Source organism: Halotolerantifilum yawarlongkerapense (assembly GCF_054506745.1).
Map to the genome: position 1 here is coordinate 262,147 of NZ_CP199719.1, position 22,966 is coordinate 285,112.

Annotated in this window: 27 protein-coding genes; all 27 read right to left on the reverse strand. The window is 56.9% G+C overall.

Annotated features, from left to right (window positions below):
• Positions 1 to 32: 32 nt before the first annotated feature.
• Entirely contained in the window at positions 33 to 1,139 is a 1,107-nt protein-coding gene (rpsA, locus tag ACULM0_RS01290) for a 30S ribosomal protein S1 (protein ID WP_463678651.1), read from the reverse strand.
• Positions 1,139 to 1,993, reverse strand: coding sequence for a 4-hydroxy-3-methylbut-2-enyl diphosphate reductase (gene ispH, locus ACULM0_RS01295; protein WP_463678652.1), 855 nt, complete (start codon positions 1,991 to 1,993; stop codon positions 1,139 to 1,141). The genes rpsA and ispH overlap by 1 nt, the downstream gene beginning before the upstream one ends.
• A gap of 4 nt (positions 1,994 to 1,997) precedes the next feature.
• Complete coding sequence (locus ACULM0_RS01300; RefSeq protein WP_463678653.1) at positions 1,998 to 2,576, reverse strand: lysophospholipid acyltransferase family protein; 579 nt, start codon at positions 2,574 to 2,576, stop codon at positions 1,998 to 2,000.
• Positions 2,573 to 3,235 (reverse strand): (d)CMP kinase, encoded by a 663-nt coding sequence (gene cmk, locus ACULM0_RS01305; RefSeq protein ID WP_463678654.1) that lies wholly within the window; start codon positions 3,233 to 3,235, stop codon positions 2,573 to 2,575. Before cmk ends, ACULM0_RS01300 begins: the two co-directional genes overlap by 4 nt.
• Before the next feature lie 75 nt (positions 3,236 to 3,310).
• Positions 3,311 to 4,183 carry a MurR/RpiR family transcriptional regulator gene (locus ACULM0_RS01310; RefSeq protein WP_463679838.1) on the reverse strand — a complete coding sequence of 291 codons (873 nt, stop codon included), beginning with the start codon at positions 4,181 to 4,183 and terminating at the stop codon, positions 3,311 to 3,313.
• 15 nt (positions 4,184 to 4,198) lie between these two features.
• A complete protein-coding gene (locus ACULM0_RS01315; protein ID WP_463678655.1) occupies positions 4,199 to 4,726 on the reverse strand; it encodes a 2-oxoacid:acceptor oxidoreductase family protein in 528 nt (175 codons plus the stop codon).
• Between the two features lies 1 nt (position 4,727).
• On the reverse strand, positions 4,728 to 5,549 hold the full coding sequence (locus ACULM0_RS01320) for a 2-oxoacid:ferredoxin oxidoreductase subunit beta (RefSeq protein WP_463678656.1): 822 nt from the start codon (positions 5,547 to 5,549) through the stop codon (positions 4,728 to 4,730).
• Positions 5,550 to 5,551: 2 nt separating this feature from the next.
• The gene (locus tag ACULM0_RS01325; RefSeq protein ID WP_463678657.1) at positions 5,552 to 6,688 is read right to left on the reverse strand and encodes a 2-oxoacid:acceptor oxidoreductase subunit alpha; all 1,137 of its coding nucleotides are present in this window, start codon (positions 6,686 to 6,688) and stop codon (positions 5,552 to 5,554) included.
• Positions 6,675 to 6,890 carry a 4Fe-4S dicluster domain-containing protein gene (locus tag ACULM0_RS01330; RefSeq protein ID WP_463678658.1) on the reverse strand — a complete coding sequence of 72 codons (216 nt, stop codon included), beginning with the start codon at positions 6,888 to 6,890 and terminating at the stop codon, positions 6,675 to 6,677. Before ACULM0_RS01330 ends, ACULM0_RS01325 begins: the two co-directional genes overlap by 14 nt.
• 182 nt (positions 6,891 to 7,072) lie before the next feature.
• Positions 7,073 to 7,627, reverse strand: a complete 555-nt coding sequence (gene mnmM, locus ACULM0_RS01335; RefSeq protein ID WP_463678659.1) for a tRNA 5-(aminomethyl)-2-thiouridylate-methyltransferase MnmM — start codon at positions 7,625 to 7,627, stop codon at positions 7,073 to 7,075.
• A gap of 5 nt (positions 7,628 to 7,632) precedes the next feature.
• A complete protein-coding gene (locus tag ACULM0_RS01340; RefSeq protein WP_463678660.1) occupies positions 7,633 to 8,016 on the reverse strand; it encodes a hypothetical protein in 384 nt (127 codons plus the stop codon).
• Between the two features lie 32 nt (positions 8,017 to 8,048).
• A complete protein-coding gene (gene scpB / locus ACULM0_RS01345) occupies positions 8,049 to 8,600 on the reverse strand; it encodes an SMC-Scp complex subunit ScpB (protein ID WP_463678661.1) in 552 nt (183 codons plus the stop codon).
• On the reverse strand, positions 8,584 to 9,342 hold the full coding sequence (locus tag ACULM0_RS01350; protein ID WP_463678662.1) for a segregation and condensation protein A: 759 nt from the start codon (positions 9,340 to 9,342) through the stop codon (positions 8,584 to 8,586). Before ACULM0_RS01350 ends, scpB begins: the two co-directional genes overlap by 17 nt.
• Before the next feature lie 2 nt (positions 9,343 to 9,344).
• The gene (locus ACULM0_RS01355; RefSeq protein WP_463678663.1) at positions 9,345 to 10,451 is read right to left on the reverse strand and encodes a tRNA nucleotidyltransferase/poly(A) polymerase family protein; all 1,107 of its coding nucleotides are present in this window, start codon (positions 10,449 to 10,451) and stop codon (positions 9,345 to 9,347) included.
• Between the two features lie 55 nt (positions 10,452 to 10,506).
• On the reverse strand, positions 10,507 to 10,857 hold the full coding sequence (locus ACULM0_RS01360; RefSeq protein WP_463678664.1) for a cytoplasmic protein: 351 nt from the start codon (positions 10,855 to 10,857) through the stop codon (positions 10,507 to 10,509).
• Positions 10,858 to 10,867: 10 nt separating this feature from the next.
• Positions 10,868 to 11,359 (reverse strand): ferritin-like domain-containing protein, encoded by a 492-nt coding sequence (locus ACULM0_RS01365; protein ID WP_463678665.1) that lies wholly within the window; start codon positions 11,357 to 11,359, stop codon positions 10,868 to 10,870.
• 86 nt (positions 11,360 to 11,445) lie between these two features.
• Positions 11,446 to 12,771, reverse strand: a complete 1,326-nt coding sequence (locus ACULM0_RS01370) for a pyrimidine-nucleoside phosphorylase (protein WP_463678666.1) — start codon at positions 12,769 to 12,771, stop codon at positions 11,446 to 11,448.
• A 9-nt stretch (positions 12,772 to 12,780) separates the two neighbouring features.
• A complete protein-coding gene (locus tag ACULM0_RS01375) occupies positions 12,781 to 13,593 on the reverse strand; it encodes a purine-nucleoside phosphorylase (RefSeq protein WP_463678667.1) in 813 nt (270 codons plus the stop codon).
• 31 nt (positions 13,594 to 13,624) lie between these two features.
• Complete coding sequence (locus tag ACULM0_RS01380) at positions 13,625 to 14,794, reverse strand: phosphopentomutase (protein ID WP_463678668.1); 1,170 nt, start codon at positions 14,792 to 14,794, stop codon at positions 13,625 to 13,627.
• Between the two features lie 39 nt (positions 14,795 to 14,833).
• On the reverse strand, positions 14,834 to 15,670 hold the full coding sequence (locus tag ACULM0_RS01385) for a tyrosine-type recombinase/integrase (RefSeq protein ID WP_463678669.1): 837 nt from the start codon (positions 15,668 to 15,670) through the stop codon (positions 14,834 to 14,836).
• A gap of 70 nt (positions 15,671 to 15,740) precedes the next feature.
• Complete coding sequence (gene spo0A, locus ACULM0_RS01390) at positions 15,741 to 16,508, reverse strand: sporulation transcription factor Spo0A (protein WP_463678670.1); 768 nt, start codon at positions 16,506 to 16,508, stop codon at positions 15,741 to 15,743.
• Positions 16,501 to 18,207 (reverse strand): DNA repair protein RecN, encoded by a 1,707-nt coding sequence (gene recN, locus ACULM0_RS01395; protein ID WP_463678671.1) that lies wholly within the window; start codon positions 18,205 to 18,207, stop codon positions 16,501 to 16,503. The genes spo0A and recN overlap by 8 nt, the downstream gene beginning before the upstream one ends.
• Before the next feature lie 18 nt (positions 18,208 to 18,225).
• Complete coding sequence (locus tag ACULM0_RS01400; protein WP_463678672.1) at positions 18,226 to 18,678, reverse strand: arginine repressor; 453 nt, start codon at positions 18,676 to 18,678, stop codon at positions 18,226 to 18,228.
• A gap of 3 nt (positions 18,679 to 18,681) precedes the next feature.
• Entirely contained in the window at positions 18,682 to 19,479 is a 798-nt protein-coding gene (locus ACULM0_RS01405) for a TlyA family RNA methyltransferase (RefSeq protein ID WP_463678673.1), read from the reverse strand.
• Positions 19,457 to 21,340 carry a 1-deoxy-D-xylulose-5-phosphate synthase gene (gene dxs, locus ACULM0_RS01410; RefSeq protein ID WP_463678674.1) on the reverse strand — a complete coding sequence of 628 codons (1,884 nt, stop codon included), beginning with the start codon at positions 21,338 to 21,340 and terminating at the stop codon, positions 19,457 to 19,459. The genes ACULM0_RS01405 and dxs overlap by 23 nt, the downstream gene beginning before the upstream one ends.
• Positions 21,337 to 21,903 (reverse strand): hypothetical protein, encoded by a 567-nt coding sequence (locus tag ACULM0_RS01415; protein ID WP_463678675.1) that lies wholly within the window; start codon positions 21,901 to 21,903, stop codon positions 21,337 to 21,339. Before ACULM0_RS01415 ends, dxs begins: the two co-directional genes overlap by 4 nt.
• A 608-nt stretch (positions 21,904 to 22,511) precedes the next feature.
• Positions 22,512 to 22,955 (reverse strand): divergent PAP2 family protein, encoded by a 444-nt coding sequence (locus ACULM0_RS01420; RefSeq protein WP_463678676.1) that lies wholly within the window; start codon positions 22,953 to 22,955, stop codon positions 22,512 to 22,514.
• Between the last annotated feature and the right edge of the window lie 11 nt (positions 22,956 to 22,966).

Sequence of the window (22,966 nt, forward strand, 5' to 3'; positions counted from 1 at the left end):
CTTTTCTAATGAAAAACGGCTTATCATCTCGCTTATACTTCTTCTGTAGTCTCTTCTACTTCTTCTTCTTCCAACGTCTCTTTGATCGAGAGTCGGATCTTACGGTTCTCGAGGTCCGTCTCAAGAAGCTTCACTTCGACCTGCTCGCCGACGCGTAAACGGTCGGAAGGCTTGTCGATGCGCTCGTGAGCGATCTGAGAAATGTGCACGAGTCCCTCGATACCCGGCTCGAGCTCGATGAATGCGCCGAAGTCCGTCAGGTTGACGACACGGCCCATGTACGTTTCTCCAACTGTGAAGTTTTCTTCGAAAGTCGTCCACGGATCGGGCTTCACTTGCTTCGTACTGAGGGAGATTTTCTCTTCCTCTTGGTCGAAGCTCAGGACTTTCACCTGTACCTTTTCGCCCGGTGTGAAGAATTCCTTCGGAGACTGCATACGTCCCCAAGTCATCTCGGATACGTGGATCAGTCCGTCGACACCGCCGACGTCTACGAATGCACCGAAGTTGGTGATGCGCTTGACTTCACCCTCGATAACCTGACCCACTTCTACGCTGTCCCAGAATTCCTCACGCATTTCGCGCTGGGCTTCCTTGGCAACGAGCTTGCGGGAGAAGACTACCTTTTTGCGTCGCTTGTTGAGTTCGATGATTTTGACTTTTAACGTCTCGTCCTTGAACTTCGTCAGGTCCTTGACGTAACCGATCGCCAAGTGGGATGCAGGGATGAAACCGCGTACTTCTTTGTAGTAAGCGATGACGCCACCCTTGACCACTTTTGTGACCAGCACTTCAATTTCCTCGTCCTTGGCGTGGAAATCTTCGAGCTCGTCCCAATCCTTGAGCATGGATACTTTTCGAAGCGACAAACGAACGTTACCTTCGCCATCGTCCAAACGATCGATGTACACATCGATCTCGTCTCCCTCGTGGATTTCAGACTTGAAATCGAAATCGTCTTCCGTGGGCATTTCGCTCAGGGGAATGATGCCATCGGCCTTGTAGCCAACGTTGACAACCACGTTGTCCTCATTTACCTGAACCACTTTGCCTGGATACACGTTACCCCTTCTGGGTACGACCATCTCCGATTCCATTTGCTCGAGCATTTCTGCCATTGTAGTGTTGTTACCTTCCATCAAATAAAAACCTCGCCTTCATTTTCTATTTTAAAAATTATATCATGAATGATCCAATCCGGTGTCGAGGCACCGGCCGCTACCCCTATATTATCATATTTTTGAAAATCCGTCACCAATAAATCGTCTTTGTTTTGCACAAGATAGACGTGTGCGCAGTGCTCTTTCGCACGTTCATACAGTTTTTTCGTGTTGGAGCTGTTTTTACCGCCTACCACGTAGAGAAGATCCACGCGTTTGGCCAGTGCCACCACTGACTTCTGACGTTGCTCCGTTGCACTGCAAATGGTGTCGTAAAGCTTCAGGTGCGGCATCTTTTGCTCTAGCCGGTCGATCATGGATGCGTAAACCGCCTGGTTAAAAGTGGTCTGGACGACCACGCTGTAGTGGACTTCGGGATCGAATACCCCGTGTTCGAGCGCTTCAGGGCCCTCGATGATGATCACGCGTTCGCCTGCCCATCCCGCGATGCCCACCACCTCTGGATGGTTGGCGTTGCCTAGGATCACCAGGGTATCCCCTGCCTCTGCACGCTCGGCGACAATCTTATGGATGCGCTTGACGTAGGGACAGGTGGTATCGATGACCTTGAGCCCACGGGTTTTGAAGCGCGCCTCCACATCGGGACTCACGCCATGGCTGCGAATGATCACCGTACCCTGGGTGATGGCATCGGGGTCGTCCACCGTTTCGATCCCCATCTCGGCCATCCGCTCGATCACACTCTCGTTGTGGATCAGCGGACCGTAGGCCGTGATCTTCTCCCCTGAAGAGGGGTCGAGAGAAAATACCGTATCCACGGCGCGCTTGACACCGAAGCAGAAGCCCGCGTGTTTTGCGATCTCAATGCGCATGTGCTCACCGTCCCTTGTAATACTGCATATCGGCATAAATCCGATCTAGCATGTCTTTCACAATCGCCCCGGCCTCCTCGGCGGACAGGCGTCCTTCCGTTTCGGGGAGAGGATCGTGAAAGTGTATCCGCACCGGTGAGAAGAGCCTGTAGGTGCTGTCCACCGTAACGGGGACCACAGGAACCTTCGCCCGGGAGGCGATGACGATGACACCGCTTTTTCCCTCGAGGGGTGTTGTGGTGAAGTTTCGCGTCCCCTCGGGGAACATCATGAGCTTCTTGTCGTCTTTGAGAACCTTGAGCGCCGTTTTCACCGCGCGGATGTCATTGGCGTCTCGGTCCACGGGAAAGGCCCCGGCATAGGAGATCAGCTGCTTGATCACCGGTACCTCGAAGAGTTCCTTTTTCGCCATAAAACGGACGAACTCAGGAAAGAAGGCCCCGACGATCACGGGATCGTGCTGGCTGATGTGATTGGGCGCCAATACGCAGGCACCCTCGGGCACCCGGTCGATCCCCTCGAGCGTCACGTGGAAGAAGATCCGGTAGTAGAGCCGGATCAAGCCTTTTAAAAAACCCTTCACGAAGCCACCACCTCTCTGATCACTCTTATCATGATCTCGAGCACACCATCGATATCGAGGTGGGTCGTGTCGATCACGTGGGCATCCTCTGCCTTTTTCAAGGGGCCCACCTCGCGGTTGGCATCGCGTTCATCCCGTTCCTGGATCGCCGCCATCATCTCGTCGAGATTCGCCTCGTGTCCCGCGCAGAGGAGCTCCTCCACCCTGCGCCTGGCGCGCTCGGCCACCGTGGCGGTCAGGAAAAATTTCACGTCGGCATCGGGCAGGACCACCGTCCCGATATCCCGACCATCCAGGATCACGCTCTTCTGGCTCGCCATCTGCTGCTGTAGGGCCACCAGACGCTGGCGTACCGCCGGTAGTACGGCCACCTGGCTGACGGTGTCGTGAACGCGGGGCTCGCGGATGGCGGTGGAGACATCGCGACCATCGAGATAAATGGTTCCCTCAACAAAATCGATCGCCATCTCATCGAGCACACCTTCCACCGCCTCGACATCTTCCGGATCGATTCCGCGCTCGAGGAGCCCCAGGGCCACGGCCCGGTACATGGCACCGGTATCGATATAGGCGATGTCAAGACGATCGGCCAGTCGTCTGCTGATGGTGCTCTTGCCGGAGCCGGCCGGTCCGTCGACGGCGATTGCGAGTCGTTTCAAGGGAGTTCCTCCTTTTTCTTCACAAGAAGATACCACCCTTTTCAAGGTGGTAAGCATAATCTATCATATTATAACCTATTTCTTCCCTTTTGGCAAACGGTCATCGTAGATATGATAGGTTTGCCAGATTTCCTCGAGTTTTTCGAAATTCGCCTCCACCTTCTCACGCTTTTTCATACTGGACGCTATGATCAGCGCGTTGATCAGGCTCATGGGCGCCACCAGTGAATCGATGAAGGTATTCATGTTGTACTTGGCCGTCAGACAGCAACCGACCATCTCGAAAAGCGGTGAGTGTCGGCTGTCGGTGATCCCGATCACCCGCGCCCCCTGGCTCTTGGCAAAGTCAACGACCTCGAAGGTCTTGTTCGAGTAGCGGGGAAAACTGATGGCCACCAGCACATCCCCTTCCTGCAAATTCAACAGATGGTCGAACACGTCATAGGTCCCCAGCTGTGCCACGTGGACGTCATCGAGCATGAAGTTCAGATAAAAGCCCAGGTAGTTGGCCAGGACCGAGGAACTTCTGAGGCCCAGGATGTAAACCTTGCGGGCCCCGTGGAGAGCCTCCACCATCTCGTCCATCATTGCCGTGTCGAGTCCCTCGATGGTCTTGCGAATGTTCTCGATGTCGAGGTGCATGATCCGCTGTAGATAGTTGACGTTCTCCCCGATATCCTTTGAAAGCTCGAAACGCTGCACTGTGGTCAGTCGCGTTTTGATCGCTTCCTGGAGACCCTTTTGTAGCTTCGGGTACCCCTCGTAGCCCAGGGCATTAGCCAGGCGGACCACGGTGGATTCACTGACCTCCGTGGCCTCCCCCAAGGACGATGCCGTCATGAAGGCAACCTTGTCGTAGTTCTTCAGGATGTAGTCCGCGATCTTCTTCTGGCTCTTCGATAAGGTCATGTAGTTTGTTTCGATCCGTTTGAGCAGGTCATTCTCCATGGGCACGTCTCTCACCTACCCTACTAAACGGTAACCGGCCTCAAGGGCGGCACGATTGAGCTTCTCCGTTCCCTTGGGCACCCGGGCTAGGATGGCACTGAGAAGTGCCTGTTCACTGACGATGTCCGTGAGCTTCAAGATGGCCCCGAGGGCCACGATATTGGCCACGATGATCTTGCCCACATCTTCTTTGGCCGTCTGCAGGATGGGCACGCTGACAACCCGGCTCTTGTCGTAAGAACCGATGTCAATGGTGTCGTCCACGAGCAGGATCCCATCTGCCGCGAGACCCTCTCCATATTTGTCGAAGGCCTTCTGGGTGAGGGCCAGGACGAAATCCGGTGTCGTCACCTTGGGAAAGTCGATGGTTTCATTGGAAATGATGACCTCGGCTTTACTGGCACCACCGCGGGCTTCCGGACCGTAAGACTGCGACTGAATGGCGATCTTTTCTTCTGCGATGGCTGCCTCCGCGAGGATGATCCCCGCGAGAATCAGACCCTGACCACCGGACCCGGTGAGTCGAAAGGATGTCTTCGTCATCTTATTTCTCCTCCTTCATGCGGTCGATGATCTTCTGGTACTCTTCCGTGTACTCCGCCTGTTCCACACATTTGAACTCGCCCATGAGCATCTTCCCGGCGCGTTTTTCTTCCGGCAGTTTGTCGTAGGCCTTGATGTCGATGTAAGAATCCTTCAGCCAGTTCATCATGTTCACGGCCGATCCCTTCTTGTTCTTGCGTCCGTAGTAGGTCGGGCAGATACTGACGGCTTCCACCAGGCTGAATCCCTTGTGAGAGAGGGCTTTCTTGATCAGACCCTGAAGGGGCTTGGCGTGATAGACCGTTCCGCGCGCAGCATAGGTGGCACCGGCGGACGCGGCAAGGTGGGCGATGTCAAAGGGCTTATCGATGTTCCCGTAGGGCGCCGTCGTTCCGAAATCATCGGTGGGCGTGGTGGGCGAGTACTGTCCACCGGTCATCCCGTAGATGTTGTTGTTGAAAACGATGGTCGTGATGTCGATGTTTCTTCGGCAGGCGTGGATCAAGTGGTTACCACCGATGGCCGAAGCGTCTCCATCTCCGGAGATCACGATGACCTTGAGGTCGGGGTTGGCCAGCTTGACGCCCGTGGCAAAGGCCAGGGCACGACCGTGCGTTGTATGCAGAGTATTGAAATCCATGTACCCGGGTGCACGGGAACTACAGCCGATGCCCGAGACCACACAGACCTCGTCCTTATCGTATCCCAGCTCATCGATGGCCTTAACGATGTCAGCCATGATGATGCCATGACCGCATCCGGGGCACCAGATGTGGGGAAGTTTGTCCTGACGGAAGTAATTCGTGATCAGTGGATTGTTCATGACTAGAGGTCCCCCTTGATCTTCTCAACGATTTCTTCAGGCGTGAGGATATCTCCGTTGCCCTTACCGATGTGCATCACGTCGGCATCGCTCTTCACGATACGCTCGACTTCTTGCACGTACTGTCCGATGTTGAGCTCAACGACATAAAGCGTACTCACCTGCTGGGCAAGTTGCTTGATCTCACGCTCCGGTGAAGGCCAGAGGGTCTTCACACGTAGCAGGCCGATCTTAACGCCTTCTTCGCGGAGCATCTTGACGGCCGCGCGGCTGGCGCGTGCGCTCGAGCCGTAGGAAACGATGATTCTCTCGGCGTCCTCTGTCATGAACTCCTCCACCTCGACGATATCATCGTAGTTGTCGGCGATCTTGTTCATCAGGTGATCGAGCGCTTTGCCGGCATTCTCCGTGCTGTTCGAGGGGAAGCCCGTTTCGTCGTGAAAGAGCCCCGTCACGTGGTAGCGGTACCCTTCTCCGAAGGCGGCCATACGCGGTACGATCTCGCCTTCAGGTGTCTTGTAGGGGATGTATTCCTCGCCCTTCACAGGCTTCGTCCGGGTGTAGATCTCGAGCTCGCCCTCTGCAGGGATCTCGATTTTTTCGCGCATGTGACCGACGATCTCATCGGTCATGAGGATGACGGGTGTTCTGTATTTTTCGGCCAGATTAAAGGCCCTGACGGTCATGTGAAAGGTCTCTTCAACGGATTCGGGCGTGATGGCGATCACCGGGTGGTCGCCGTGGGTACCCCACTTCGCCTGCATGATATCACCCTGCGCCGGTGAGGTGGGAAGACCTGTGGAGGGGCCGCCACGCTGAACGTTGACAATCACCAATGGGATCTCGGCGATGGCCGCGTACCCCAGGTTCTCCTGCTTGAGACTGAAGCCAGGACCGCTGGTGGCCGTCATGGACTTGGCACCCGTGAGGGAGCCACCGATGGCCGCTGCGATTCCGGCGATCTCATCTTCCATCTGGATGAACTTGCCACCCACGCGCGGGAGCATTACGGCCGAGAGCTCGGCGATCTCCGTCGATGGGGTGATGGGGTAACCCGAGTAAAAAGTCATGCCGGCAGCGATAGCGCCGTGGACGCAGGCCTCGTTACCCTGCAGCAGTTTCACGTTACTTTGTTTCATCTTCGATTCCCCCTAGGTAGATGGCAAAATCCGGGCACCTGAGCTCGCACTGACCGCACTTGATGCAATTCTCACGGTCGAGCATTTCCACGCGTCCATCTTCATCGAACCCGAGTACTTGTTTAGGGCAGAAGGCGATGCAAATCCCACAGCCCTTGCACCACTCTTTTTTGATCTTGACTTCAATCGAATCTCTCGACATCACAGACCCTCCTCATAACAGTTGTGTTCCTTCGTTAACATTCTAGCAAGTATAAACCCGTAATGCAAGAATTATTGCAGAATTACGCCGTGTATACAATCTTTGAAATTTTTCTTGCATTTCGTATAATTGTCCCTTTGTATACAAAAAGCCACTCTCATTGAGAGCGGCTGAAAAAAGACCTATCGCTTGTGGAGTAAAAAGAGTTCCGGCGGGTGCTTTTGCTGGTTGATAAAGTGATGATGACTTACCCCCACCTTCCGCTGGTCCAGTGCGGAAAGATAGGCGATCAGCGCCTCCTTCTCCACCCTCCCCTCGGGATGACCGGGGTAAACCATCACGAGGATCACACCACCGGGGCGCGTGAGGGCGATGGCGGACGCCAGGGCGGCGAGAGTCGTCTTCGCCTGGGTGCGTCGCCCCTCCTTGTTGCCGGGCAGGTAACCCAGGTTAAAGACAACGGCATCCACGGGATCGGTGAGCAGAGAAGCCATCTTCTCGTGGCCCATCAGATGAAAATGACAATTCGAAAAGAAACCGGCCGCCTCGAGGCGTTCGCGGGCACGCTCTAGGGCAGTGGCTTGTACGTCGAAGCCGTGGAGCGTGATGTCGGGACAGAGGCGCTTGATCTTCAGCGCATCGTGACCGTTGCCCAGGGTCGCATCCACGACGACCATCCCTGGTTTTAAGTAAGAGGCGAGCAGCAGGTCCCCCAGCGTCTGAACGTGTTTGAACATGCGGCTCATCCCTTCTTCTTGGCGTGACAGGCCCTCTCGAAGAATGCCGGCAGACTCACGAGGTAACCCTCGGCCGTCGCCTCTGCATCGAACCCTTCAAAATACTCGGAGTAGTCCGGTTCAATGACCACCAGCACCTCAGGATGTCCCGACAGATCAAGACGGTTGAGCATGGCCTTGATCAGACCATCGAGCAGACGGTGGCCGGGATCGGCAATGAACAGGGCATAGCGGTCGATGGTCATCCGTCCGTCGATGGCACGGGCGGTGGCATAGCCCAGAAGCTCGCCACGATCGAGCACCAGCATCGTCCCCTCTTTGGGGAGGGTGGCCAGGTCTCTCGGTAACAGCGGCTCGAGCTCAGTTTTCAGTGGTAAGATTTCTATCATGGTCCGTTCGCCTCCTTTCCTTCAGCTCCCGCTCAGGTGGCATCCCTGAGCGATTTGACGAAGAGATCAAAATCCTCGAAACGTTCGATGGGGGGAAGATCCGTGATCTTCTCGAGGCCGAAGCTCCGGAGAAAGAGCTCGGTGGTCCCGTAGATGATGGGGCGACCGATCCGCTCGAGCCGTCCCTTTTCCTCCACCAGGCCACGGTCGATGAGATGGGACAGGGCAGAGTCGCTGTTCACCCCGCGTACCTCCTCGATAATCGCTTTGGTCACCGGTTGCTCATAGGCCACCACGGCCAGCACCTCGAGGCTCGACGGGGTGAGCCCCTTGGTCTTCGATTGGCTCATCAGGGTCTCGAGCACATCGTGGTGTTCCGGCTTTGTCACCAGCTGCACCTTGGTGTTGATACGCACCAGATGAAAGCCGCGCGAAGGCGCGGCATAGTCTTCTTCTAGTTCTCCGATGATCCCCCGCACCTCTTCTTCTGATCTTTCCAAGGCCCTGGCGATGCGATAGAGGCTCAGCGGTTCGCCATAGGCAAAGAGAACGGCCTCTACGGCCGCTTTAAGCTGTTGAGACATGGGTGACGCTCCTTTTCTGTTCGATGGTGATCGGTGCGTAGAGGTCGGCCTGGGTGATCCGTATCTCCCCCATCTTCATGAGTTCGAGCAGGGCGAGGAAGGTGTTGATCAGTTCGAAGCGGTCCGACGGATCGCCGATGCAAGCGAGAAAATTGATGCCCTCAGCCCGGGACAAATGCTGCCGGATCGAGGCGATCTTTTCCTCGACAGTGTAGGGGTCACGTCGCAACTTATCGAAGAAGTCGCGTTTGTCCGCATTGAAACGCGTCGCTCGTACCATGAGCTTACCGATGGCGCGCTCGAGCAGCCGGGCATCGAGTCCCTCCAGTGGTTCCTCCGCTTGTTCTTCGAAGGTGATGGTGGACATGGGCTTCGAAAACACACGGTTGTACGTCGCCTCGCGGTCTTCGAGATACTTTGAAGCCTCCTGGTAAATCTTGTAACGAACCAGTTTTTCTACGAGCTGTTCCCGTGGATCCGTCCCGTCGAAGGCCTCGATGACATCGAGGTCCTCATCGGGCAGCAGCATCTGCGATTTGATCTCCAACAACGTGGCGGCCAGGACCAGAAAGTCCGAGAGCTCCTCGAGATCCGTCTGGTCGGCTGCGGCCAAGTGGTCGAGGAACTGACGGGTGATCCGGTGGATGGGGATATTGTAGAGATCGATGGAGGCTTCCTTGATCAGATTGAGCAGGAGATCGAGGGGGCCTTCAAATTGATTCAGTTTCACGGCATAGGCCATGGTCAAGTCCCCTCCTTCAGGGTCGATAGCAAGATCTCCCGATCGAGCGTCGGATCGGCGAGCAGTCGGGCCCGTACTTCTTCGAGCGCACGACCAAGTGCCGGTCCGGGGGTGTAGCCCAGCGCCAAGAGGTCGGAACCGGTGATCCTTCGTTCGATGGTCGCCCGGTGTGCGATATAACGCCGGATCAGATCATCGTCGAGCAGACGCGCGTACAGCACCAGCTCCTCTTCTGGCAGAGTACCGAGGAGGCGGATGAGGGCGACACTCACGTTCCTATCTAGTGTAGAATACCTCGAGAGGAAATTCAAATATTTCTTTCGCGCCCTACGAAAGGCATCGTCGGTGATACCCTCGAAAAACGGATCTGACAAAAATTCGCCGAGGTGGTCCATGAAATAGGCCACCCTATCGATTGAGAGCCCGTCGGCTCTCATGGGCCAGATTCCCTGCAAACCCAGTGTCCGGATCCTAGAGAGGAAGGGCGTGAGCTCGGTCCGCTGCAGCTCGCTGTAGATCCGATCGATGGCGGCCGTGAAGTCGACCTCCTTCCACCGGTGTTCCTGCATGCGCGAGAGAAAACCGGGATCAAAAGCAAAGCCAAGCTGGTGGTGATAGCGCAGCGCCCGGACGAAACGGCTGGGGTCATCGAAGAAGGTGGAGGGGGAAACGGGGCGAAGTCGCTTTCGGCTCAGATCATTGAGCCCCCCCACGCGGTCGATCAAGAGCAGTTCACCGGTGGGGAGTATCTGAAAGTAGAGGGCGTTCACGGTGAAATCACGACGGAGGGCGTCTTCTGCAAGCGAAGCTTTCTCCACCCGCCCATCGGGATCATCCCGTCGGAGATGGGTGAAGGTCAGCGTATAGTGTCCCCTCTTCACGTGGAGGGCGTGGTAATCCTCCCTGGTGAACACAGGGGCGCCGAGATGTTCGAAATAGGCCTTCACATCGCCCAAGAGACCGCGACAGGCGATGTCGAGATCCAGGGTGCGGTGATCGAGAAGCGCATCGCGCACAGCCCCCCCGGCAAAGTAAAGGTCGTGAAAACCGCGGATGGCAAGCAGGTCGCGGATGACCCCCTCGTCATCGATAAGATCTTGTATGTACACGTTAACACCCCTCACAGGTTTCTTTGCTTACGAAAAAAAGATGTGAGCGCAAGGCTCACATCGTGATGATCCGGTACCCCTCGTCTATGTAATCCTGTAGACTCGGGTGCCCGTAAAGTGAATCGAGCAGCGGTAGTTCTTCCTCTCGAACGGCCTTGAGACTTCCCATCTTGTTGCTGCAGGCCTTGCAAACACCGTCGATGAGTCCGGAGAACTTCACGCGCTCGTAAAACCCGTTGACCGGATGCTCCGGATGGCGAATTTCATCGATGAGCGCCGTGGCGCCCCCCTCGATGACGACGGCCACTTGGTTACCCCGCTCGTGCATGTCGAGGGCGTTGATCAACACGTGCATGAAGCACATGGGATCCGGATTAAATGCAACGAGGCAAATTTTCTCATCCATTCGCTGTCTCCTAGAAGGGGAAGTAAGCCTGGTCGGACCAGTAATCGCGCCTGAGATTCTCGTACTCCGTGGCGAACTGGTCGTAGTGTACCTGTTCCCACTTGGCCAGGGTCTTGTAAAGCGTCTCGGCCACTTCAAGCTCCGTTTCCTCAGCAGCTTTCTCATAGAAGTCAACGCTGGCTTTTTCCATCTGCATCCCGATGCCAAAGACCGACACGGCCAGACCTGCGTTGTCACGGTCCACCTTGTCCCACTTGAAAATTCGCGGGCTCGGCGGGTTCTCGAGATCCTCCAGCTTGATTTCGTCCTCTTCCGAGGACTTCAGGCCATCGAACAAGGAGCGGAGCCATTCAACATGCTTGCGTTCTTCCTCGGCTAAATTTTCAAAAGCCGCCTTGACCTCGGCATCCTTGGCATTGGAGGCTGCCAGTTTGTAGAACTCATAGCCTTCGATTTCATTGAGCATTGCTTGTTTGACCACTTTGATTTCTTTATTGATCATGTTATCACCTCGTTTGACTTTTTACCCAGGTGATCCGGTGTAAAACAGCCGACACGAGAAAAAAGGAAAGACCCCCGGAGAGGTCCTTAGAAGGTACGCATACCATCCTTGGTGATGATCGCTTGGATCAGCGGCTTATGCTCGGTCGCTTCTGGACCGATGGTCACCGCTTTGGCAAGACGGTTCTTCGCGTCGGCGAAGGTCTCCGGCCGCGTGGTAAAGAGACGGGCGATGACATCGCCTTTGGTCACCGCATCGCCAATTTTCTTCTCCAGCAGAATGCCGGCGGCCATGTCGATGGCATCCTCTTTGTTCTGGCGGCCGGCACCCAGGATCATGGCGCTGATGCCCACTTCATCGGAGGCAATGGCCGAAATGTACCCGTCCTGTTCGGCCACGAAGGTCGTCTCATGATCGGCCTTCGGTAGCACGCCGAGGTCATGGCTCACGCGATCGTCGCCCCCCTGGCTCTTCACAAAGCGTCCGAAGGCCTCTAGGGCCCCGCCGTCCTCGAGTTTTTTTGCCAGCAGATCCCGAGCTTCTTCAAAGGTCCCTGCACCACCAGCCAGGAAGACCATATTGGCCCCCAGCGTCAGGCAGAGTTCTTCCAGATCCGACGGCCCCTCCCCTTTTAGGGTAGCGACGGCCTCGATGACCTCCAGGCTGTTGCCGATGGCGCGTCCGAGCGGTTCATCCATGTTCGTGATGACCGCGATGGTCTCGCGACCCATATTCGTTCCGATGCGCACCATGGTCTCGGCAAGCTCTTTGGCCTCGTCGAAGGTCTTCAGGAAAGCGCCGGAACCCACTTTGACATCGAGCACGATGGCATCGGCCCCTGCGGCCAGTTTCTTGGACATGATGCTAGAGGCGATCAGACTGATGTTCGACACCGTGGCCGTCACATCGCGCAGGGCGTAGAGCTTCTTATCCGCCGGTGCGATGTCGGCGGTCTGGCCGATGACCGCTACCTTTTCCCGATTGACCTGGCCGATGAAGTCCTCGATGGACAGCTCCGTATGAAAGCCCGGGATGGACTCGAGCTTATCGATGGTCCCGCCGGTGTGGCCGAGACCCCGGCCGCTCATCTTGGCCACGGGTACACCCACCGACGCCACCAGCGGCGCCAGCACGAGAGTGGTGGTGTCGCCCACGCCACCGGTGGAGTGTTTGTCCACGATGGTTCCCTCGATGGCCGACAGATCGATCACATCGCCAGAATGCATCATGGCTTCGGTGAGGTCCACCGTCTCCCGGTCATCCATCCCCTTGAGGTAGATGGCCATCAGGAGGGCCGCAGCCTGGTAGTCGGGAATCGAGCCCTTGGTGTAGCCCTCAATGAAGAACTTGATTTCCTCGGAGCTAAGGGCCCTCCCGTCTCGCTTCTTCTCGATAATATCGTATACTCTCATGGCCCTCACCTACAGCATCCGCAGGATCATGCGAACGAGATCGATAAAGGTACTCTTCACGCGGTCCGCGGTCTCCACGACCTCCTCGTGATCGAGGGGCTGGTCCAAGATGCCCGCGGCCATGTTCGTGATACAGCTGATGCCCGTCACCTTCAAGCCGGCGTGCGCCGCCACAAGGGCCTCAGGGACAGTACTCATGCCCACGGCATCGGCACCAAGTATGCGCGCCATACGCACCTCTGCGGGTGTCTCGTAAGAAGGCCCCTGGTTGAAGCAGTAGACGCCCCGCTGCAGGCGGATGCCCGCGTCGAGCGCCGCGTCGAAGATACGGGCCGTGGTGGCCTTATCGTAGATATCACTGGCATCGGGAAAACGGGGGCCGAGCTCCGCATCATTCTTGCCGTGGAGGGGGTGATCCCCGCTCATGTTCAGGTGATCGCTGATGAGCATCAGATCTCCGGGCAGGTAGCTCTCGTTCACTCCACCGGCCGCATTGGTCACGATCAAGCGCTCGACACCGAGGGCCTTCATCACGCGGACAGGGAAAGTGACTTCTTTCATGTCATAGCCTTCGTAATAGTGGAAGCGACCTTGCATGGCGATCACGTCCTTGCCCTCCAGCTGCCCGATGACGAATCGACCGGCGTGTCCCTCGACGGTGGAAACGGGGAAATGGGGAATCTCGTCGTAAGGGATCATCGTGGGTGATTCGATTTCTTCGGCCAAGACCCCCAGACCGGAACCCAGGATCAGGCCGATCTTGGGGATTTCTGTCATCTGTTCTGCAATGACGCGTCGTGCTGCTTCGATTTTCTGTCGCATGTTTTCGTCCTTTCTATTGATCGTGAGAACCCTATAGGATTTCGCTTTTGAAACTCGTTCCGTTGCCCGTTCCCTTGATGTTCAGAATATCGGCTACCGTTGCGGCAATGTCCGCAAAGGTTTTGCGCGTGCCCAGATTGACACCAGCCTTGACCTGATGTCCGTAGACCAGGATCGGCACGTACTCGCGGGTGTGGTCCGTTCCCTTGAAACCGGGATCGTTCCCGTGATCTGCAGTGAAGATCACGATATCATCGGCGCGCATCGTAGAGAGAATCTCCGGGATCCGCACGTCCGTTTCCTCCAGGGCCTGCTTGTACCCCTCGATGTTCCGGCGGTGTCCGTACTTGGCGTCAAAATCCACGAGGTTCGTGAAGATGATGCCCTTGGAGTCGGTGGCCAGGTAGGCGAGGGTCTTGTCGATCCCGTCCATATTGCTCTTCGTGTGCACATCCTCGGTGATGCCCTGGCCGTTGAAGATATCGACGATCTTGCCCACGGCCTGAACAGCGTAACCCGCCTCCTTGGCGTGGTCGAGCACCGTGGGCCCAAAGGGACTCAGGGAGTAGTCCCGCCGATTGGAAGTCCGCTCGAAAGAGCCGGGTTCGCCGATGAAGGGGCGCGCGATCACGCGGGCCACGGCATCCTTACCGCGGAGGATCTCCCGGGCGATTTCACACATCCGGTAGAGTTCTTCGAGGGGTACCACTTCTTCGTGGGCAGCAATCTGGAAGACGCTGTCCGCGGAGGTATAGACGATCACATCGCCCGTCTCCATGTGTTGTTCGCCGAGTTCCTCGATGATTTCAGTACCCGAAGCGGGCTTGTTGCACAGGGCCTTGCGACCGGTCTTTTCCTCGAAAGCGTCGATCACGCGGGGTGGAAACCCTTCTGGATAAGTCTTGAAGGCCTCATCGATCCGCAGGCCGGCGATTTCCCAGTGCCCTGTGGTCGTGTCCTTGCCGTTGGAAACCTCCATCGAACGACCGTAGGCGCCCTTGGGCTCATCGACAGCGGGAAGATCCTCAACTCCTTCGATGTTTCCTAGTCCAAGGGATAGCAGGTTGTCGATCTTGAAGGTTCCCTCTGCACGGGCCATGGAACCCAGGGTGTTAGCCCCGACGTCGCCAAAATCGGCGGCATCCGGCAGGGCGCCGATGCCCACGCTGTCCAGTACAAATAGCAATACGCGATTGATCATGGTCATTCCTCCTTAGCAAAAAAAGCCCAAAAAGAGCCCTTAGGCTCTCGGGTGACTCATCATGTAACCGCCAACGATCCCGTCGGCATCGAGGGACTCGGAATCGAATCCCATGAGATAATCGACCAGGGGTTTTGGAGCCCCCTGCTCCTCCAAGTGATGCCGGAGACTATTGCGGATGGTGTTGGGTGTCAAGTGGGTGCCGATGCCATGGCGCTCACCGCGCTCTTTGGTGATCTTCCACAGGCTCTGCCGGGTCAACCGGTCGCCCTGGTAGTTTTCGAAGAGCGGGTCGGTCGCCTCCCTCTCTGTGCTCGCCAGGTGCGCGCTGAGTAAACTCAGGGCGCGGTCATGGAGGGGTAGCTGCCGATTGTCGATGGAGACGGTCCCCATCTCCAGATCCACGTCCACGCGATTGAGCGCCACGATTTCCGTGGCCTTCATCCCCGTTGCGTAGAGCATCTCTACGATGGCTGCATCCCGAAGGGACATCGTCGACTCCCCCGCCTCGGAATCGAGCACCCGGCAGAGCTCTTCATAACTGAGGACCTGCTGTTGACGTCGACGCTGCTGGAGTCCCTTGATCTCCAACGTGGGGTTCCCCTCGATCCGACCGGTGTGGTGGAGAAAGGAGAAGTAACGCCGAAGGGAAGCCAGGTAGCGGTTGATCGTCGTGTTCTTGAGCGACTGCTCCTTTAAAAAAACGCGGTAGGCGTAAAGATCAGCAGCGGAGACATCGTTCAAATCATCAATCTGACGACCCCCCAGGTAATCGAAAAATTTCCTGAGGTCGAGATGATAGGAGTTGATGGTATTGGTGGATAGTTGAACTTTTTGCGTTAAGTAAAGGTTGAACTCTGTTGTGTATGTGGTCATGGCGACTCCTTTTCATTGTACCCCTTGTCGGGATGTCGTCATACGGATGCGGTTTGTTTTTGTAAAAAGTCTACAAAGTTTTGAGATGGGTGAAGATGCCCGTGAGAAATTCCGAATTGGTGATCTTGCGCTTCTTCACTCCGCTGACACCCGCGAAAATCTCCAGCATCACCTCGAGGTTGCCCCGGTTGAGGGAAATCTCGATGGCATTGCGGATCGCGCGCTCGACGCTGGTCCGATTGGTCCCAAAGGTGTTCGCGATGGCCGGATAGAGATCCGTGGTGATTTTCACATCCTCGAACTCATGGGCTCCCAGGTACTTCACACCCTCGATGATATACTTATACCCTTTGATATGCGGTGGTACACCGATACTTGCCAAGAGCTCGATGATCTTGGCTTCCATGGAGGCCTCGATCAACTCGTTCTCCGACTGTGCCTTCTCCTCGGTGCTCCCCTTTTGCGTCATCTGGCCCAGCCGTTCGAAGAACACGTTGATATCAAAGGGCTTGACCACGTAGTAGGTCGCCCCAAGACCGAGCGCGCGGCTGGTGATATGATCCTGTCCCACGGCCGAGAGCACCACGAACTTGATCTTGTCACTGAGCCCTAGTTCCCGCATCTTCTCGAGTACGCCGATGCCATCGAGACGCGGCATGATGATGTCGAGGATCACGATGTCCGGCATCTTGTCGATGATCATGGAAACGGCTTCGCGTCCATCGTAGGCCACCCCGGCAATAGCGAAGCGATCGTGATCCTCAATGTGGTTTTTCAAAATCCCCGCGAAGTTCTTGTTGTCGTCCACCACGAGGATGCTTCTCTTCTTGTCAGACATGGGCATCGGCTCCTTTGACTCGGTTGATCTGTTCTTTCTTTTGCGCCGCGTTCTCATAGAGATTGGCCACGTTCTGTCGGGCCACCTCGTTGAGCAGGTCACCGTTGAGCAGGCGGTTGAGCTCGAGCATCCGCTCTTCTTCCGAGAGGACCCGCATGTGGGTCAGGGTCCTGTCCCCTTCATCGCGCTTCTCGATCATCAGGTGGTGATCGGCCATCACGGCGATCTGCGGCAGGTGCGTGATGGCGATGATCTGTCGGGTGCGACTGAGCAGGTAGACGGTCTCCGCCACTTTCTGAGCCGTGAGCCCACTGATCCCCGCGTCAATCTCGTCGAAGATCATGGTCTCGATGGTGCTCTTGTCTCCCAGCACGTTCTTGACGGCCAACATGATACGGGAGAGCTCACCACCGCTGACCACATCGCGCAGCGGTCGTAGCGGCAATCCGCGGTTCGTGGCGATATCGATGGTGATGCGGTCTCTGCCTTCGGGTGAGGCGGGCGCCTCCTTCACGGCGACGGACAGGCGAGCGTTTTCCAGATTGAGGCGCGAGAGTTCGGCAAGCACGGCTTTCTCGAAAGCCTCTGCCGCGCCCCTGCGCGCTTCGGTCAGTCTGGTGGCCTGTTCATCGTAGGCCTTCTCCACAGCAACCAGGTGCGCCTGGGTTTTCGTACGTTCCGACTCCAGGTCGTCAAAGCCCCTGTGTTCCTCCTCCAGGTTCTCGCGGAAGTCCAGGATATCCCCTACGGTTTTTCCGTACTTGCGCTTGAGGTGATTGACGGTGTTCAGACGTTTTTCCAGCCGGGCCATTTCTTCCGGCGTGTAAGCGGAGTCCTCCACCACACGCTGCATCTCGAAAACGGCATCCTGCAGACGGGTGGACGCTTCGTCGTGGGCTTCGTAGACGGGCCCCAAGCGCTCGTCCACCGTCAGGTGGGCGCCGAGGGCCTTGAGATTGCGACCGATCTGGTCCAGGATCCCCTCATCCTCCGAGAGTCTGGCGTAAACATCAGACAGGGCCTCCATGGCACGTTCGAGCGAGGCTTGGTTTTTAAAGATCGCATCGAGATCGTCGTCTTCTTCCGTCAGACTGGCTTCATCAATCTCCTCTATCTGGTACGTAATGAGATCGAGCCGGCGGTCCCGGTCGGCCAGGGCACCTTCGATGGCCGCGATCCTCTTCCGGGCGCGGTCCATCTCCCCGTAGCCAGCGGCCGTTGCCTCGAGGGTGGCGGTGATGCCTTCGCCCAGGTACCGATCGATCAAACCCAGGTAGGCGCTCTCGCGCAGAAGACTCTGGTGCTCGTTCTGGCCGTGGATGTCGATCAGCACCTCACCGGCCTGTCGCAGGCGGGTGAGGGTGGTGACCTCATCGTTGATGCGGGCCACATTGCGGGCATTGTCGTGGATCTGCCTGGTAACGATGATCTGCCCTTCTTCTGGGGTGATGTCGAGCTCGGCCAGCCGGTCGATGACCTCCTGCGAGCCCACTTCAAAAACAGCCTGGATCACGGCCCGGTCCTTGCCCGGTTGTATGTAATCGGTGCTGGCATTGGCGCCCAGCACCAGATCGAGGGCGCCCACGAGGATGGACTTCCCCGCGCCGGTCTCCCCGGTGATCGCGTTGAATCCCTCCTTGAAGGGGATCCGTGCATCATCGATCAATATGAATCCCTTGATGGTCAATTCCCTTAACAAGGTATCAACACCTTTCGTCTATTGTCCGAGGATATCGTCGAACTGTTTGAGCAGTTTGGGCACATCATCATCTGTACGCACCAAGAGGAAGATCGTATCGTCGCCGGCGATGCTACCGACGATCAGATCAAAATCCAGGGCATCGATGGCCGCGGCCGCAGCGTTCGCAGAACCCACGAGGGTTCGGACCACCACGATGTGTCCGGCAAAGTCACGGGAGATCACCGTGTCCTTGAGCAGTTTCAGGAAGCGATCGTTCACCACACCCTCGCGCTGCTTGAGCGAGGCGTACTTGTACTTCCCATCGCGGGAGAGTACCTTGATCAGCCCCATTTCCTTGATATCCCGAGAGACGGTGGCCTGCGTGACATCGTACCCTTCTTCCTTCAGGTGCCGGGCGAGTTCTTCCTGGGTTTCGATTTCACTGGAATTGATAATCTCTAAAATTTTCGAATGTCTGGCGTATTTCACGGGTCACGCTCTCCTTTCTACATCGAAGGCTCGTCGGACGACGGGCGCTATGTCCACTGTTTGCTCTGTTCGCGTGGTCCCTAAGTGGCAAAGGTACTCGCGGTTGCCACCTGTCCCGGTGATCGGTGAGGGGGTGAGTCCAGCGGGGTATAGACCCACGCCCACCGCTTCCTCGAAGAGCCTTTCGATCACCTGACGGTGGACGGCAGGATCGGTCACGAGCCCCCCCTTACCCACGTGGGCGGGTCCGGCTTCAAACTGGGGTTTGATGAGCAGGATCACTTGTGCACCTCCGGCCATCAGATCGGGAAGCAGCGGCAAAAGATGCGAGAGCGAGATAAAGGAAACGTCGGAAACGATCACATCGAAGGTCCCCAGTCCCATCTCCGAAAGCTGTCGAAAGTCTGTCTGCTCCAAGACCCGGACCCGGTCGTCACCGCGAAGTTTCGCATGAAGTTGGTCCCTTCCCACATCGACGGCCGTCACCCCAGAGGCCCCCTTCTCGAGGAGGACCTCGGTGAAGCCCCCTGTGGAAGATCCGATGTCCAGGCAGCGTTTGCCTTGGAGGGCGATGGGAAAGTGCTCAAGGGCACCGAGTAGCTTGAGGGCCCCGCGTCCCACGTAGGGAAAGGGCGTCCCGTCTAAGACGATCGATGCATCAAGAGCCACTTTTTTTGCCGTTTTCGTTAAGATCTGACCATCCACCCTCACGATCTCCGATCGGATGGCGCGCTGGGCCCGCTCCCGGGTGTCAAAGAAGCCCCGGTCCACGAGCAGTTTATCGAGCCGCTCTTTTTCCACCGGCACCCAACCTCCCGAGATGTGCGAGCACCCTGTTGGCAAGTCCTGGTCCGTCGAGACCCAGGGAGCGGTAAAGGTCCGACTGGGTCCCGTGGGGGACGAAGAAGTCGTCGATGCCGATGCAGTGGATGCTGCGGTCGAGGGTGGCAGCGAGGGTCTGCCCGTAACCGCCGGTGAGCAGGTGGTCTTCCACGGTGATCAGGATCTCATGGGACTCGGCGATTCGAGACAGCGTCGCCAGGGGTAGGGGTTTGAGGCACCGGGCGCTGACGACCGTTGCCTCGATCCCCTGTACTCTGAGAAGATCAGCGGCCTCGAGCGTGGGACTTACCATGTGACCCACGGCCACTAGGGCGACGTCCTTGCCGCTTCTTAGGATCTCCGGTTCATAGAGGTCACCCATCGAGGGGGCCACTTCGATGGCGGTTCCCCTGGGGTAACGCAGGGCCAGTGGTCCCGCCACGCGCTCCTCGCGCATCATGCGCTCGAGCTCCGGACCGTCTTTAGGCGCCATCACCGTCATGTGAGGAACATGGGTCAAAAAGGCCACGTCAAAGAGACCCTGGTGGGTTTCTCCGTCCTGTCCGACGATACCAGCGCGGTCGATGAGAAAACGGACCGGCAACTGCTGCAGGGCCACATCGTGAATAATCTGGTCATAGGCACGTTGCAGGAAGGTGGAGTAGATGGCCACATAGGGTCTGGCACCGGCGGCCGCAAGACCCGCGGCCATGGTCACAGCATTTTGCTCTGCGATCCCAGCGTCAATGTATTGGTTGGGTAGGGTATCCTTCAGCTGCATCAAACCGGTCCCACCGGGCATGGCGGCGGTAATAGCCACCACGCGGCCGTCGGCCTTGGCAAGATCGAGCAGGGTTTGGCCGGCCACATCGGAATACGAGAGCTTTTTGTCCGTGTTCGGTTGGATCCCTTTTCTCACATCAAAGGTCCCCACCCCATGGTACTTGTCAGGGTTGTCCTCAGCCGGTCGGTAGCCCTTCCCCTTGGTGGTCTTCACGTGCAGGAGCACAGGTTTCTCGTAGTTCTTGATGAGGGTCAGATGCTCGATCACAGCTTCCAGGTCGTGCCCGTCCACGGGACCGATGTACTTGAAGCCCATCTCCTCAAAAAGAATCCCCGGGATCATGAAGTACTTGAGGCTATCCTTGAACTTGGTCAGCGGTTTCATGAGGTCCGGACCAATTTTCGGGATGCTGGTGAGCCCCTTTCGGGTCGATTCTTTAAAACGGGTGTAGGGTGTCGACGTGGTCAGTCGCTCCAGGTAGTGGGCGATGGAGCCGATGTTTCCGTCGATGCTCATCTCGTTGTCGTTCAGGATCACGTTGAGGTTTTCGCCCAGGTGCCCCGCCAAGTTCATGGCCTCGTAAGCCATGCCGCCCGTCATCGCACCGTCGCCGATCACGGCCACGACATCATAGTCTTCCCCCGTCAGATGACGTGCACGGGCGAAGCCCAAGGCAGCCGAGATACTGGTGGTACTGTGCCCTGCCTCAAAAACATCGTGTGGGCTCTCGGAACGTTTCAAAAACCCACTCATCCCACCCTCCTGACGGAGCGTGGGAAAATCCTCCCGTCGTCCGGTGAGGAGCTTGTGGACATAGGCCTGGTGACCCACGTCGAAGAGCAACTTGTCCTTTGGTGAGTCGAAGACCGTATGCAGGGCCACAGTGAGCTCTACCACACCCAGGTTAGAGGCCAGGTGACCACCGGTGGAAGAAATGGACTTCAGCAGAAAATCTCGGATTTCGATCACCAGCCGCTGCCGTTCTTCGCTCGTCAATTGTTTCAATTCTTCGGGCCCCTGGACCCGATCTAAGATTTTATACACGTTACCACTCACTTCTTTATCGATAATGGAGGGATCCGTTCCCCGGCGAAATGATAGCCGCGGGCCACGAAATCCACGATTGATTTCCAGCGGGTCAGGGCGAGTTCCTTGCCGAGGGCCTTACCACCCACGGTGAGCGCTGCCACCAAGCTCGACAGGAGCACGGTGATCAGGCTGATCACGCCTAGGGAAAGGTTCAAATGCGCCAGGTGTAGGACGATGACCCCCACCGCAGTGCCGCTGATGATGCCGGCGATGTCGCCGATGACATCGTTACAAAAATTGGACACCATGGATGCGTTCTGCAGGAGCACGATCGCATAGGGGGCGTGTGGAACATGCCGCGAGGCCATGGCGTTAAAGGGATCTTTTTTTGCCGCTGCGATAGCGATTCCCACCATATCCGCTACGACTCCGATCAAAATGATGAGGAGGAGCGTCGCGAGGGAGATCAGGAGTCCGGATCGCCTGAGCAGCTGATCCGAAACACTACCGATCACGGCAGAGAGCAGGATCGTGATGAGCATGATCCTGAGGATCCAGCGGCGGTTCTTGGGTTGTTTGCGCCTTTTCACGGTGAGAATCACCTCTATGATTGTGTTGCCATTTTTAGAAAAATGAGGGTGGCGGGCAGCGAGTAAATGCTACGGCTTGAGGTCCAGTAGGGTTTCCCACGTCCGGGCTGTTCTGTCGCCAGATCAGCGGTTTCCCTTTAACCGGTCGTCCGCTTCGTCGCCGAAAGCGAAACTGGATCACCACTTAGTCCGTACTTTAATCCCCGATACCATCAGCCTAGGGGTTTTCCCCAGCAGGCCGGTTGTCTCCTAGCCTCTTTTGCAGAATCGGTTTACACGGCATTAACGCCGGTGCGCCGGGCCCGGCACACGACCGTCTGTCCGTGGTCTACCGGATACCACTCAAGGCAGGCTACACTGCACATAGCCCTTCGACCATGATGCAGGTTTACCCCCGTGATCGACGATCACCGAGGCCTCCACGGACGGGAGGGTTCACGCCCACATGCCATTGTGGATCGCCCCCCCATCCTTACTCCCAGAAATGACCCACGACTGGGCGTCGCAAGCCACAACCAGGAACTTCATCGAATGTGCCCTTTAGCGGATTTTTAGCCCCGCTTTCAAAAACAAAGGTCCTGACTAGGATACTGTGCCACCTCTTTTCACTATAACATAAGATTGCCCACGACCATACCTAAAATTGCACCCGCGATGACCTCGAAGGGCGTGTGCCCCACCAGCTCCTTCAGCTTATCTTCCTCTAGATGCTTGTGCTCAAAGAGCTCGATGACCAAGTAGTTGAGCAACTTGGCCTGCTTGCCCACGGACCGCCGGACGCCGGAGGCGTCGTACATGACGATGAGCGAGAAGACCAGGCTCACGGCAAAGATCGGCGAGCCATAGCCGGCCAGTTTGCCCACGGCAGTGGTCAGTCCCACCACGAAGGAGGTATGGGAGCTCGGCATACCACCGGATTCGAGAAAGCGGGTGATATCGAACTTCCTGTAGTAATAGTAGTAGGTGGGGATCTTGAGAAACTGCGCGACGAACCAGGCCACGAAGGCCACGCCGAAGGCTGTGTTCGTTGAAAACTGACTAAAGAATACCATGTGGGCTCTCC

Excerpts from the sequence above, each read along its gene's own strand:
- rpsA (WP_463678651.1), bottom strand. The coding sequence starts at position 1,139 with ATGGAAGGTAACAACACTACAATGGCAGAAATGCTCGAGCAAATGGAA.
- ispH (WP_463678652.1), bottom strand. The coding sequence starts at position 1,993 with ATGCGCATTGAGATCGCAAAACACGCGGGCTTCTGCTTCGGTGTCAAG.
- ACULM0_RS01310 (WP_463679838.1), bottom strand. The coding sequence starts at position 4,183 with ATGGAGAATGACCTGCTCAAACGGATCGAAACAAACTACATGACCTTA.
- ACULM0_RS01315 (WP_463678655.1), bottom strand. The coding sequence starts at position 4,726 with ATGACGAAGACATCCTTTCGACTCACCGGGTCCGGTGGTCAGGGTCTG.
- ACULM0_RS01320 (WP_463678656.1), bottom strand. The coding sequence starts at position 5,549 with ATGAACAATCCACTGATCACGAATTACTTCCGTCAGGACAAACTTCCC.
- ACULM0_RS01325 (WP_463678657.1), bottom strand. The coding sequence starts at position 6,688 with ATGAAACAAAGTAACGTGAAACTGCTGCAGGGTAACGAGGCCTGCGTC.
- ACULM0_RS01330 (WP_463678658.1), bottom strand. The coding sequence starts at position 6,890 with ATGTCGAGAGATTCGATTGAAGTCAAGATCAAAAAAGAGTGGTGCAAG.
- mnmM (WP_463678659.1), bottom strand. The coding sequence starts at position 7,627 with ATGTTCAAACACGTTCAGACGCTGGGGGACCTGCTGCTCGCCTCTTAC.
- ACULM0_RS01340 (WP_463678660.1), bottom strand. The coding sequence starts at position 8,016 with ATGATAGAAATCTTACCACTGAAAACTGAGCTCGAGCCGCTGTTACCG.
- scpB (WP_463678661.1), bottom strand. The coding sequence starts at position 8,600 with ATGTCTCAACAGCTTAAAGCGGCCGTAGAGGCCGTTCTCTTTGCCTAT.
- ACULM0_RS01350 (WP_463678662.1), bottom strand. The coding sequence starts at position 9,342 with ATGGCCTATGCCGTGAAACTGAATCAATTTGAAGGCCCCCTCGATCTC.
- ACULM0_RS01360 (WP_463678664.1), bottom strand. The coding sequence starts at position 10,857 with ATGGATGAGAAAATTTGCCTCGTTGCATTTAATCCGGATCCCATGTGC.
- ACULM0_RS01365 (WP_463678665.1), bottom strand. The coding sequence starts at position 11,359 with ATGATCAATAAAGAAATCAAAGTGGTCAAACAAGCAATGCTCAATGAA.
- ACULM0_RS01370 (WP_463678666.1), bottom strand. The coding sequence starts at position 12,771 with ATGAGAGTATACGATATTATCGAGAAGAAGCGAGACGGGAGGGCCCTT.
- ACULM0_RS01375 (WP_463678667.1), bottom strand. The coding sequence starts at position 13,593 with ATGCGACAGAAAATCGAAGCAGCACGACGCGTCATTGCAGAACAGATG.
- ACULM0_RS01380 (WP_463678668.1), bottom strand. The coding sequence starts at position 14,794 with ATGATCAATCGCGTATTGCTATTTGTACTGGACAGCGTGGGCATCGGC.
- ACULM0_RS01385 (WP_463678669.1), bottom strand. The coding sequence starts at position 15,670 with ATGACCACATACACAACAGAGTTCAACCTTTACTTAACGCAAAAAGTT.
- spo0A (WP_463678670.1), bottom strand. The coding sequence starts at position 16,508 with ATGTCTGACAAGAAGAGAAGCATCCTCGTGGTGGACGACAACAAGAAC.
- ACULM0_RS01420 (WP_463678676.1), bottom strand. The coding sequence starts at position 22,955 with ATGGTATTCTTTAGTCAGTTTTCAACGAACACAGCCTTCGGCGTGGCC.